Genomic DNA, 12,480 nt, shown 5'->3' on the forward strand with positions numbered 1-12,480 from the left:
CGGGGCTGGCGGTGTTGCCCGCTGTATCGGCGGCGCCGGTGGCCTGCCGCGCATGGCCCGGTGCCGCCAGCAGTGCGCAGGCGCCGATGACGGCCAGGTTGATCAGGGTCCTCTGGGTAGGTGTACGCATGTCTGTCTCCATTCTTTTGATGATCGGTGCGCTGCCCCGGACGGAGGGCGCGGCACGCTCGCTTGCGACGACTGTGATGTGAAACCTGTTCCGTCCGTTCAGCCTTGGTCGATGATGCGTTCCACCAGCAGGGAAGGCGCCAGCGCGATATCGAGGCGCAGGCCTCCCTCATCGTCCTGCAGCGGTTCCAGGTCGCGCAGCTGGCTGTCCAGCAGCGCCGGTGGCATGTAGTGGTCGGCGCGCCTGCCGAGGCGATCGGCGACCAGTTCGCGCGGGCCGTGCAGGTGGGCGAAGCGCAGCCCGGGGTCGGCCTGCCGCAGCAGGTCGCGGTAGCGCCGTTTCAGCGCCGAGCAGGACATCACCAGCCCCGCGTCGTGCTCGCGCGCCGTGCGGATCTCGTCGGCCAGCGCCTGCAGCCAGCCGGCGCGGTCGGCATCGTCGAGCGGAATACCGGCGGACATCTTGGCCACGTTCTCGGCCGGATGGAAGCGGTCGCCTTCGATGAACGGCGTGCCCAGCCGGTGGGCCAGGGCCGCGCCGACGGTGCTCTTGCCACAGCCGCAGACACCCATCACGACCCAGCGGGCAGTGCGGGCAGGCAGGGGATGTGGCGAGGTACTTGCTGGGGTCATCGACGTCTCCGTATTGGTTAAATGACTAGTTAGCGCTATCATCGCGCTGCTTTCGGCGCACGTAAAGCGCTTATTTGTGCTGCAGTGCAGCATGGAATCGCGATGCTCTGCGACCGCTGGCAGTTTTCGCCCGGGGATTTTCCCTCTATCGGACGTCAGGAAAGCTGATAGCGCTATCAGTTTGTGCGGAGCGGAAATCGTGGGTTTGCTGTGGGGTTTTTTACAACGGGTCGAGGCGCCGCAATGCTCACGATGTCGTTCACTGGGGGCTTTGCCGGCAAAATGCCAGCGCATGCCTGTACCCCAATGGCGAACTGCCGGGGTCAGACCCGCCGGGTCTGACCCCAGAATTTGCACCTGGGGTGGGCTTATCCCAGCGGCACCAGGGCCTTACCCTGGAATTCGCACCTGAATGGGTTCAGCTTGGGGACACTGTGGACGTCCCCGATCTCCCTACTGGATCGTCAGCACGGCCGGGCAATGATCCGGAAACTTGTACCGGACCGCGGTGTCGCCATCGAACGTGATGCGCGCATACGAGAGGTGGCCCAGCGCGGCCAGCGAGCGGCTGGCGAGGATGTTGTCGATCGCGGCTGGCGGGTGGCGGTCGAGCGGGGAGCAGCGCACGTGCGCCTGGCCGGCGGTGGCGCGCAGCAGCATGGCGCCTTTCGGCTGCTCGTCGCTGAGGGCCTGGAACATGGCGTCGGGCTTTGCTTCATCCGGGCCGGCGGGAAGCCCGGCATCGAGTTCGAGCCGCCGGTTGAAGTCGCCCAGCACGGCGAAGCGCGCGTTCTCGGCGGCGCGGGCATCGATCCACCGTTCCAGCACCGGGATCTGCTTGCGCAGCGCGCCGCAGGGCGTGCCTGGCGCGGCATCGGCCAGGGAGCCGGTGAAGCAGCCGCTCTTCAGGTGGATCGACAGCAGCCGCACGGCGCGCGGCGTGCCCGGGTGGAGCGTGATGTCGGCGCCGGAGCGCGTGGCGCCATCGATGTCGAGCGCTTTCACTTCCTCGTTGCAGGCGAACGGGATGCCGGCGCGCACGGCGAATCCCACTTTCTGCGGATGGGCGCGCGAGGTGAAGCAGGCCAGCTGCCAGCCGTCGCGGAACACCGTGGCAGCCGCTTCCGGCCCGTCGACCTCCTGCAGCGCCACCACGTCCGCGGGAATGCGGCGTGCCACCTCGGCCAGCGCATCGAAGTCGGCGGCCACGCGGCGAGGCAGGGGCGGGCGGTCCTTGTTGCACGGGATCGCCCGCGCATGCGAGGGCGGCGAGCCGGCCGTGCAGGTCGCCTTCAGCGCGTCGTAGGTGGCCGTGGTCATCAGCCATTCCATGTTCCAGGTGGCCAGCGCGATGCGCTCCGCGGCGGGCAGCGCGGCGGTGTCCAGCGCCGCGTACTGGCCATCCAGGGCGCCCAGGCGTTCCATCCACGAACCGTACATGGGATTCGGGATGACGAACCAGCGGCGGCCGATTTCCGCTTCGGCCAGCCTGGTCAGCTCGCGGTCGCGCGCATGCAGCGCGTGCGCCTGGGCCGGGGACACGAAGTCGCGCATGTCGTCGCCGACCAGCATCACGATGCGGTGGGTGGCCGCCACGTGCCGGCGGCGGCTGGTCTTGTCGGTGCGCCAGTCCGGCCGTTCGCCCTTGAGCAGGAAGGCTTCCGGGTCGTCCGCGCGGGGGAAACCCAGCTTCGCCATGTTCGCCATCGTGTCAGCCTTGGCCTTGCACGGGTTCTCGCCGGCGAAGCATTCGCGGTTCGTCACGTAGAACATGCGCGCGCCAGCCTTGTCGGCGGCCTTCGCGAACTCCAGCGCGCCGGGGACCGGGACGGCGCTGCGCATGCCGATCCAGCGCGCCCACGCCGCCTCGTCGAACGCCGCGCCGTTACGCACCATGTAGGCTTCGAAGGGGCTGTTGTCGAGCATCGTTTCATCGACGTCGACGATGACGGCGGTCGGCACGGTGGCGGCGGCTTGCTGGCCGCGCTGTTCGATGGCCGCGCTGTCCGGCGCGGCGATCGCCTTCTTCAGCATGCCGGTGGCGTTGCGGTAGATGGACAGCGTGGCCAGCCGCGCTTCGGGCGCCTGCTGCAGCCACAGCACGCCGCCCAGCAGTTCGCGCTGTTCGACCGGCGGCGGGGCGGCACTGGCGGCCAGTGGCAGCCAGGCCGCCAGCAAGAAGTTGAAAGGCATGAAGGGTCGCATCGGTTCTCCCGTTGTTCTTGAACAGGGAGGATGCTGGGGGCAGCCTGCGGAAATGTCCAGTATCGATGTGGCAGGCCCGGAACGTGTGGCCCATGCCGGATGACCCGACGTTCCCGCAATGCTCCCCGCGGTGCTACCCGCAGTGCTACCATGATGGTTCGACACCACCGCCCGGGAGGCCACCATGCACAGCGCGACCGACAGCCAGGCAAGCAAGCCATTTACCAGCCGCAATGTCCTGCGCGTGCTGCTCGTCACCGGCGCGTTGTTGCTGGTGCCCGCCGTTTCGATGCTGCTGGGCGGCGGATTCGACTGGGGCCCCGGCGATTTCGTCGCCGCCGCCATCCTGCTGGCCGCGACCGGGCTGGCGCTGGAACTGGCGCGGGCGACACTCCGCAGCCGCACGTCGCGCCTGGCCGTGGCCGGCGCCATCGTGCTGGCCCTGCTGACGCTCTGGGCGGAGCTGGCGGTCGGCATTTTCCACTAAACCAGCGCAGCAAATTCATACAAGAACGCGGGGCCCGGCTTGTCATCCGCAAGCCGGGCCCGCGCTTCCTGTGCGCGCAGGAAGGCGGGGAATCGTTAGCATGGCGGCTTGCCAACCCGACAATAGCCGCCATGTCTTTCCTGATCGTCCTCGCCGCACTGGCATTCCTGATGTTCGCCGCCTACCGCGGCTACAGTGTCATCCTGTTCGCTCCCGTTGCCGCGCTGGGCGCCGTGCTGCTCACGGAACCCGGCGCCGTCGCTCCTGTCTTTTCCGGCATCTTCATGGAAAAGATGGTGGGCTTCGTCAAGCTGTACTTCCCCGTGTTCCTGCTCGGCGCCGTGTTCGGCAAGCTGGTCGAGATGGCCGGCTTCTCGCAGTCGATCGTGCATGCGGCGATCCGCTACATCGGCAGCACCCGCGCCAACGCCGTGATCGTGGCCGTGTGCGCGCTGCTGACGTATGGCGGCGTGTCGCTGTTCGTGGTGGTGTTCGCCGTGTATCCGTTCGCGGCGGAGCTGTACCGCCAGAGCGGCATCCCGAAGCGGCTGATGCCCGGCGCGATCGCGCTGGGCGCGTTCTCGTTCACGATGGACACGCTGCCCGGCACGCCGCAAATCCAGAACATCATCCCGACCACCTTTTTCCAGACCACCGGCTGGGCCGCGCCATCGCTCAGCATCGTCGGCGCGATCGCCACGGTGATCGCCGGCCTGGCCTACCTCGAATGGCGCCGCCGCACCGTGATGGCGACCGGGGAGGGCTATGGCGCCGACGACGGAAAGGATGCGGGCAAGGCCGGCGGGCCGGCCGCCGCCGACCTGCCGCATCCGCTGCTGTCGTTGGCGCCGCTGGTGCTGGTGGGCGTGGCCAACTTCGTGCTCACGGCCGCCATCGCCAACTGGTACGGCACCAGCTACACGCTGACGTCCGACCTGCTGCCGGGCCTCAAGACGCCGGTCGAAACACCGATCAAGACCGTGGTCGGCATCTGGGCCGTGGAGGGGGCGCTGCTGCTGGGCATCCTGCTGGTGTGCGTGACCGCGTTCCGGCGCATCAAGGCCTCGTTCGCCGAAGGCACCAAGGCCGCCGTCGGCGGCGCGCTGCTGGCGGCGATGAATACCGCCTCCGAATACGGCTTCGGCGGCGTGATCGCCGCGCTGCCCGGCTTCATCGCCGTCAGCGAAGCGCTGCGCAAGATCCCCGACCCGCTGGTGAACGCGGCCATCTCGGTGACCACGCTGTCGGGCATCACCGGTTCCGCATCCGGCGGCATGAGCATCGCGCTGGCGGCCATGGCGGACAGCTTCATCGCCGGCTGCAACGCCGCCGGCATCCCGCTCGAAGTGCTGCACCGCGTGGTGGCGATGGCCAGCGGCGGCATGGACACGCTGCCGCACAACGGCGCCGTGATCACGCTGCTGGCGGTCACCGGGCTGACGCACAAGCAGTCGTACAAGGACATCTTCGGCATCACGATCATCAAGACGGCGGCGGTGTTCTTCGTGATCGCCGTGTATTACTTGACCGGACTGGTGTAGGTCGACAGGGCGCGGCTGGACGCGCGCGGGCTTGCCTCGGATAGTGCTTCCGGGGCGGTTGGCGTGAAGCGTTTTCCGGCGTCCGCCATATTGACGGAAACATTTCAAGTGAAACACCGCCCGCGTTGAGATAGAATTCCCGGCAGCCTGAAATCGTTGTCATAACAACTGGAGAGGAGCTGGGCATGACTGTGGATCTGGATCGACGTGGTTTCGTTCTCGCCGCCGGCGGCGCCATCGCGGCGTCTGCAATGGGGTCGTCCGCGCTGGCGCAAACGCCGGCGCGCAAGCTGGGGTATGCGATCGTGGGCCTGGGCGGTTACGGGCTGGGGCAGATCATCCCCCAATTCAAGAACTGCGAACACAGCCGGCTGGTGGCGCTGGTGTCCGGCGACCCGGCCAAGGCCAAACGCGTGGCGGCGCAGTACGGGGTGCCGGAAAAGAATATCTACAGCTACGAGAGCTACGACAGCATCCGCGACAATCCGGACATCGACATCGTCTACGTCTGCCTGCCCGTGTCGATGCATGCCGAGTACACGATCCGCGCGGCCAAGGCGGGCAAGCACGTGATGTGCGAGAAGCCGATGGCGCTGTCGTCGAAGGAATGCGAGGCGATGATCGCCGCCTGCCGGCAAGCCGGCAAGAAGCTGATGATCGGCTACCGCTGCCATTTCGAGCCGTACAACCTGGAGGCGATCCGCCGCGCGCGGGCCGGCGAGATCGGCAAGCTGCGCTACTTCCGCTCCGAACACGGCTACACGGCCGGCGACCCGACCGCATGGCGGCTGAAGAAGGCCATGTCCGGCGGCGGTTCGATCATGGACATCGGCATCTACGCGCTGCAGGCGGCCCGCTACATGACCGGCGAGGAGCCGGTGGCCGTGTACGCGAAGGAGACCACCGACCGCAACGACCCGCGCTTCCGCGAAGTGGAAGACATGATCGAGTTCCAGCTCGAATTCCCGTCCGGCGTGATCGGCTCGTGCATGTCGATGTACAGCGCCAACCGCAACCAGATCCTGCTGATGGGCGACAAGGGCCGCATCGAGCTGGAGCCGGCCACCAACTATACCGGCCAGCGGATGTGGGTGGGCAAGGGCCGAGAGAACGAGATCACGCCGCCGCCGGGGCCGGGCAAGAACCAGTTCGCCGGCCAGCTCGATCACCTGTCGCAGTGCATCCGCGAGAACCGCGAACCGATCGTGGCGGGCGAGGAGGGCTTGCGCGACATCCGCATCATCGAAGCCGTCTACCAGTCGGCACGGGAAAAGCGGCGCATCGTGCTGAAGGCCTGACGAACGTCGGCGGGAAGCGAGCGCCAAACCGAAACCGGAGCGAAACCGGTGACAGGCTCCGATTATGAACGAAACCCGTGACAGCCTCCGATCGTGAAATCGAAAGGTGTGACAGGCTTCGATCACGGAATCGAAAGCCGTGGCGTGCCGGTGTTTTGAGGAGGCTCGCTCGTCGCCTGCCTCACGGAGCTTGCCAGCAGGGGAGCGCTCCCCCGGGCCCGGTGTCGGGTACAACCTGTGAAAAATGGTGCCTGTCACCGTTTTTCGAGAAACATTTCTTTGTAATCGGAGCCTGTCACCGGTTTTCGCGAAACATTTCCGCGGAATTGGAGCCTGTCACCGGTTTTTTTGCAAAGTTTCCGTTAAGCTAACGTCTCCGACAACGATAACAGTGGGAGACCATGCTGAAACGTACGACCCTGTCCGCTGCCATTGCGGTAGCGCTAGCATTTTCGGCCGCCGCGGCGGAGAAAACCAGAGCCGAGTGGGAGCTGCCGGAAGTGGTGGCCGTGAACCGCGAGCCGATGAAGGCCACGTTCTTCAACTTCGAATCGCCGGAGAAGGCGCTGGCGGGCGAGAAGGCGGATTCGGCCCGTTTCCGTTCGCTGGACGGCACCTGGTGGTTCGCCTACTCGCCGAATCCGGCGGCGCGGCCGAAGAACTTCTACAAGCCTTCGTTCGACATCGGCAAGTGGGCCACCGTGCAGGTGCCCGGCATGATGCAGGCGCAGGGCTACGGCAAGCCGATCTTCACCAACATCAAGTATCCGTTCCCGGCCAACGAGCCGCTGATCCCGCACGAGCTCAATGAAGTGGGATCGTACCGGCGCGATATCGACGTGCCGGCCGACTGGAATGGCCAGGACGTGTTCCTGCATATCGGCGCTGCCGGCGCGGCCTACTACGTGTGGGTCAACGGCGAGCGGGTGGGCTACTCGGAGGACTCCAAGCTGCCGTCCGAATTCGACGTGACGCGCTTCGTGCGCCCGGGCCGCAACACCGTGGCGATCGAGGTCTATCGCTGGGCCGACGCGTCGTACCTGGAAGACCAGGATTTCTGGCGCGTGTCCGGCATCGAGCGCAGCGTCTACCTGTACGCGGAACCGAAGACGCGCCTGCGCGACTTCAAGGTCACGGCCCTGCTCGACAAGTCCAACTACCGCGACGGCGTCTTCGAACTGGCGGCCGAAGTGGCCGGCCAGCCGGGCGCGGTCGAGGTGCGCGCCCAGGTGCTCGACGGCACGCAGCCGGTGCTGGGCCTGAAAGGCACGCCGGGCGCCGACCGCAAGGCAGTCCTGTCCGGCGCCATCCCCAACGTGAAGCCGTGGTCGGCCGAGACGCCGAACCTGCACACGCTGCTGGTCGAACTGTATGACGGGCAGGGCAAGCTGCTGTCGGCCACCTCGCGCCGCATCGGCTTCCGCACCGTGGAAATCGCCGATGGCGAAGTGCGCGTGAACGGCAAGCGCGTGATGATCCGCGGCGTCAACCGGCACGAGCACGATCCGGTCACCTACCGCGTGATGTCGATGGAATCGATGCGCCGCGACGTCGAGCTGATGAAGCAGGCCAACGTCAACGCCGTGCGCACTTCGCATTACCCGAACGATCCGCGCTGGTACGACCTGGCCGACGAGTACGGCCTGTACGTGATGGACGAGGCGAACATCGAATCGCACGAGTACATGGAAAAGGGCGACCAGGCCGGCAGCCCGGAAGCGCGGGAGAAGATCCAGCTGGGCTACAAGCCGCACTGGCGCGCGGCCCACCTCGACCGCGTCAGCCGCATGGTGGAGCGCGACAAGAACCACCCGTCGATCATCTTCTGGTCGCTGGGGAACGAGGCCGGCACGGGCCCGAACTTCGAGGCCGCCGCCGCATGGATCCGCCAGGCCGACCCGAACCGGCTGATCAGCTACCTGGGCCACGGCACCCTGATCGAACGGCACGCGCCGAACGACTACGTGGACATCTACGCGCCGATGTACGACGACATCACCAAGATGATCGACTACGCGCAGGATCCCGCCTTCAAGCAGCCGATGATCCAGTGCGAATATGCGCACGCGATGGGCAATTCGCTGGGCAACCTGGAAGATTACTGGGAAACCATCCGCGCCCACCGCAAGCTGCAGGGCGGCTTCATCTGGGACTGGGTCGACCAGAGCGTGTACGCACGGGATGCGCAGGGCCGGCAATACTGGGCTTCCGGCTTCGACCTGAACCCGGCGCGCGGCGACAACAGCGTGATCGGCGACGGCGTGGTGCGCGGCGACCGCACGCCCGACCCGGAATACTACGAGCTGCAGAAGGTGTACTCGCCGGTGGTCTTCGAAGGCAATCCGGAAAAGGGCCGCGTCACGGTCGTCAACCGCTACGACCTGCGCGACCTGGACCACCTGGACTTCGAGTGGGAACTGCTGCATGACGGCATCGCCGTGGCGCAGGGCCGGCTCGACGGCGTGAAGGCGGCCGCCGGCGCCAGGAAGGATGTCAGGCTGGCGCTGCCGGCACGCACGCACGGCGAAGGCGAATACGTGCTGACGGTCCAGGCCCGGCAGCGCGCCGCCGAGCCGGGCGTGGCGGCCGGCTCGGTGGTCGGCTGGTCGCAGTTCATCGTGCCGCCGGCGGGCAGGGCGGCCGCCGCGCGAGGCGCCGCCGTCAAGCCGCAGCGCGACGGCGATGCGATCGTGCTGGCCTCGCCGGCCGCGCGCCTGGAACTCGATGCGCGCACCGGCACCGTCAGCTACAGCGTCGATGGCCAGCCACTGCTGACCGGCGGCACGCCGAACTTCTGGCGCGGCCTGACGGACAACGACGAAGGCACCGGCACCATGAAGAGCCACCAGGTCTGGGGCGACTTCACGCGCGAGCGCAAGGTGCGCGACGTGTCGGTCGACGGCAACGCGGTGAAGGTGCTGTACTCGTTCGGGGCGGGTGCCGTGCACTGGGAGAACGTGTACCGGATGCGGGCCGACGGCAGCGTCGACGTGCAGGCCACGTTCACGCCGCTGCGCGACGACCTGCCCGATCCGCTGCGCCTGGGCCTGCGCTTCGACAGTGCGCCGCGGCTGGACACGGTGAGCTGGTACGGCCGCGGGACGCACGAATCGTATGTCGACCGCAAGACCGGCGCGGCGCTGGGGGCCTGGACCGGCAAGGTGGCCGACCAGTACCACGGCTACATGCGGCCGCAGGAGAGCGGCAACAAGACCGACGTGCGCCGCTTCGAACTGCGCGGCGACGGCGTGCCCGGCGTGGTCGTACGGGGCAGCAAGCCGCTGGCGTTCACCGCGCTGGCCTTCCCGTACGAAGACCTGTACCTGCGCCCGCGCGGCACGTGGAAGAGTTCCGAGATCCGGCCCCACGGCAATGGCAGCGTGCTGGTCGACCTGGCCCAGGCCGGCGTGGGCGGCGACGACGGCTGGAGCAGCAACGGCCGGCCACTGGTCAAGTACCGCATCCCGCTGGCGCCGGCCAGCTACGGCTTCACGCTGTCGCCGAAGCCGCCGACGCCGTTGCAGACGCAAGCGCAGGCTCCCGCGCAGCAGTAGGTGCGGGCGGCACCTCGGTCCCGCTTCGGCGGGCGCGTGGTGCCGGGCCGGTCAGGCAAGCGAAAGCAGCGCCTGGCCGGTGCTCCGGAAGGTGCCGCCGGCATCCAGTATTACCTGCGCCAGCTTGCCCTGGTAGCGCAGCGCCACCGCATCGCCAGGCTTGCCGCCGATGCGCAGCGCCGTCAGCCGGCCCCGTTCCCAGCTCATGTCGACCGTCAGCCCGCCCCGGGCGCGGATGCCCCCGACACGCCCCGTCGGCCAGGCGGCGGGCAGCGCCGGCAACAGCAGCACCTCGCCACCCCACGATTGCAGCAGCATTTCCATGATGCCCGCCGCGCCGCCGAAATTGCCGTCGATCTGGAAAGGGGGATGGGCATCGAACATGTTCGGGTAGGTGCGCCGCGGTCCGGTCAACCCCTTCAGCACCGAATACGCATGTTCGGCGTCGCCCATCCGCGCCCACAGGCACAGGCGCCACGCGGTGCCCCAGCCGGTAGCCAGGTCGCCCCGGTCGACCAGGGTCTGGCGCACCGCCCGTGCCAGGTCGGGCGTGTCGCGCACGTTGATCTGCGCGCTCGGGTACAGGGCGTACAGGTGCGACACGTGGCGGTGCTTGCGGTCCGGCGCGCGCGCATCCCAGTCTTCCAGCCATTCCTGCAACTGGCCCTGCTGGCCGATGCGGTCCGGCGCCAGCCGGCCGCGCGCCCCGGCGATGCGTTCCAGCAGGGCGGCATCCTGCCCGAGCAGGCGGCCCGCTTCCAGCGTGTGGCCGAACAGGTCGCGCACGATCTGGCGGTCCATCGCCGGGCCGGCGGCAAGCGACGAACCGTACGGGTGGCTGTTCTCGGGCGACATCGACGGCGACGTGACCAGCCCGCGGCCCTGCGGGTCCTCGACCAGCGTGTCGAGGAAGAACTCGGACGCGCCGCGCAGCAGCGGATACAGCCGCCGCAGGACCTGGGCATCGCGGCTGTAGTCATAGTGGTCCCACAGTGAATTGCATAGCCAGGCGCCGCCGCATGGCCACATGCCGTACTTGGCCGCGTCGATCGGCGCGGCGGCGCGCCACAGGTCGGTGTTGTGGTGCGTTACCCAGCCGCGCGCGCCATACATCGTCTTCGCGGTTTTCGCGCCGCTCTGCGCCAGGTCTTCCACCATGCGCAGCAGCGGTTCCACGCACGCGCCCAGGCCGGCCGGATCGGCGGGCCAGTAATTCATCTGCGTATTGATGTTGATGGTGTACTTGCCGCCCCACGGCGGGTTGGTGCCCTCGTTCCAGATGCCCTGCAGGTTGGCCGGCTGTGTACCGGGCCGCGACGAGGCGATGAGCAGGTAGCGCGCATATTGCAGGTACAGCGCGTCGAGCGCGGGGTCGTCCTGCTGGCCGACGGCGGCGATGCGCTCGTCGGTGGGGCGGGCGGCCGCCGGGGTGGTGCCCAGGTCGACCGACATCGTGCCGAACAGCCGGCCGTGCTCCTCGACATGGCGGCGCTTCAGCGTGGCGTAGGGCGTGTTCGCCACGGCGGCCATCTGGCGGCGCACGATGGCCACCGGATCGCCGCTCACGTCCCGATAGTTGACATGGCTGGTGGCGGCGGCGACGAGTACCGTGGCCGTGGAAGCGCCGGCCAGCGTCAACTGCCCGTCGGCGTAGCGCAGCTTGCCGTCGCCGAGCACCTGGATGCGCAACGCATAGCGCAGGCCGGCCGGAATGCCGTGCATCGCCTCGTTGCGGCCCGTGATGAGGATCGCGTCCGGGCCGTCCGCGGCGATGGCGGCATCGGGCGGCAGCGGGCCCGCTTCCTCGACCTGCAGCCAGTCGGTGGGCGAGGCGTTCGCCAGGTCCGTGGCCAGCCCCGGGTAGTTCGATGCGATGGATTTCACCTTGCGCGGACCGCGCCAGCCCAGCGTGAAACCCAGTGTGCCGCGCGGTGCCTGCAGGCGCATGGCGATCACCTGGTCCGGCGCCGAGACGAAGCTTTCGCGCGTATGCTGGCCAAGCGAGGTGCGGTAGCGCGTGGTGGTCACGGCGCTGGCCAGGTCGAGCGAGCGCTCGTAGTCGGCGGGCGCCTGGGCGTCGCGCATCGTCAGCAGCACGTCGCCCAGGGTGCCGTACGACATCTGGCGGACCGGCTTGCCCATCATGGCGGCGCCCACTTCTTCCGTCGCTTCGGCGTACTTCCCCTGCGCGAGCAATTGCCGCACTTTCGGCAGCGCCGCCAGCGCGGCGGGGTTGTCGGGCGTGTACGGCGCGCCGGCCCACAACGTGTCTTCGTTCAACTGCAGGCGGTCCTGCGCCACGCAGCCGAACACCATCGCCCCCAGCCGGCCATTCCCCAGCGGCAGCGCCTCTTCCCAGCGCGCGGCGCTCTGGCGGTACCACAGCGTGTTCGCACGATTGTCCGCGCGGGAAGCGGGGGCATGTGCCGGCGCTGCCAGCGCCACGCCCGGCGCCGCCGCCAGCGCACCCATGCCCAGTACCAGTTGCCGCCGCAGGCGGTCGGGCGAGGCCGGTTTGTTCATCTTGTCTCCAGTTGGTCTGATGTGTTGTACGGATGTTCGCGGTGGCGACGCTTCGGCACGGAACGACTTGCATTGAATTGTATTTGAATATATAAAAAACACAAAGTAAT

Annotated in this window: 7 protein-coding genes; 4 read left to right on the forward strand and 3 right to left on the reverse strand. The window is 67.9% G+C overall.

The annotated features are described in order from the left end of the window. Positions 1 to 228 precede the first annotated feature (228 nt). Positions 229 to 762 carry a gluconokinase gene (locus OU994_RS14100; RefSeq protein ID WP_281611269.1) on the reverse strand — a complete coding sequence of 178 codons (534 nt, stop codon included), beginning with the start codon at positions 760 to 762 and terminating at the stop codon, positions 229 to 231. Between the two features lie 453 nt (positions 763 to 1,215). Then, positions 1,216 to 2,955 (reverse strand): HAD family acid phosphatase, encoded by a 1,740-nt coding sequence (locus OU994_RS14105; protein ID WP_281611270.1) that lies wholly within the window; start codon positions 2,953 to 2,955, stop codon positions 1,216 to 1,218. A gap of 196 nt (positions 2,956 to 3,151) precedes the next feature. Between OU994_RS14105 and OU994_RS14110 the strand changes: the two genes are divergently transcribed. The 4 genes from OU994_RS14110 (at position 3,152) to OU994_RS14125 (ending at position 9,847) form a co-directional block, all read left to right on the forward strand. Next, positions 3,152 to 3,454, forward strand: coding sequence for a hypothetical protein (locus OU994_RS14110; RefSeq protein WP_281611271.1), 303 nt, complete (start codon positions 3,152 to 3,154; stop codon positions 3,452 to 3,454). 131 nt (positions 3,455 to 3,585) lie between these two features. Further along, on the forward strand, positions 3,586 to 4,995 hold the full coding sequence (locus OU994_RS14115; RefSeq protein WP_281611272.1) for a GntP family permease: 1,410 nt from the start codon (positions 3,586 to 3,588) through the stop codon (positions 4,993 to 4,995). A 185-nt stretch (positions 4,996 to 5,180) separates the two neighbouring features. Next, positions 5,181 to 6,293 (forward strand): Gfo/Idh/MocA family protein, encoded by a 1,113-nt coding sequence (locus OU994_RS14120; RefSeq protein ID WP_281611273.1) that lies wholly within the window; start codon positions 5,181 to 5,183, stop codon positions 6,291 to 6,293. 401 nt (positions 6,294 to 6,694) lie between these two features. Next, the gene (locus tag OU994_RS14125) at positions 6,695 to 9,847 is read left to right on the forward strand and encodes a glycoside hydrolase family 2 TIM barrel-domain containing protein (RefSeq protein ID WP_281611274.1); all 3,153 of its coding nucleotides are present in this window, start codon (positions 6,695 to 6,697) and stop codon (positions 9,845 to 9,847) included. Positions 9,848 to 9,898: 51 nt separating this feature from the next. On the opposite strand, the gene OU994_RS14130 is transcribed toward OU994_RS14125, so the two are convergent. Further along, positions 9,899 to 12,370, reverse strand: coding sequence for a glycoside hydrolase family 95 protein (locus OU994_RS14130; RefSeq protein WP_281611275.1), 2,472 nt, complete (start codon positions 12,368 to 12,370; stop codon positions 9,899 to 9,901). Positions 12,371 to 12,480 lie beyond the last annotated feature (110 nt).

This window comes from Pseudoduganella sp. SL102, from assembly GCF_027856995.1.
Taxonomy (GTDB): Bacteria; Pseudomonadota; Gammaproteobacteria; order Burkholderiales; family Burkholderiaceae_D; genus Rugamonas; species Rugamonas albidiflava.

Bases quoted from the DNA above. Each gene is read 5' to 3' on its own strand.
- OU994_RS14100 (WP_281611269.1), bottom strand. From the start codon at position 762: ATGACCCCAGCAAGTACCTCGCCACATCCCCTGCCTGCCCGCACTGCC.
- OU994_RS14105 (WP_281611270.1), bottom strand. From the start codon at position 2,955: ATGCCTTTCAACTTCTTGCTGGCGGCCTGGCTGCCACTGGCCGCCAGT.
- OU994_RS14110 (WP_281611271.1), top strand. From the start codon at position 3,152: ATGCACAGCGCGACCGACAGCCAGGCAAGCAAGCCATTTACCAGCCGC.
- OU994_RS14115 (WP_281611272.1), top strand. From the start codon at position 3,586: ATGTCTTTCCTGATCGTCCTCGCCGCACTGGCATTCCTGATGTTCGCC.
- OU994_RS14120 (WP_281611273.1), top strand. From the start codon at position 5,181: ATGACTGTGGATCTGGATCGACGTGGTTTCGTTCTCGCCGCCGGCGGC.
- OU994_RS14125 (WP_281611274.1), top strand. From the start codon at position 6,695: ATGCTGAAACGTACGACCCTGTCCGCTGCCATTGCGGTAGCGCTAGCA.
- OU994_RS14130 (WP_281611275.1), bottom strand. From the start codon at position 12,370: ATGAACAAACCGGCCTCGCCCGACCGCCTGCGGCGGCAACTGGTACTG.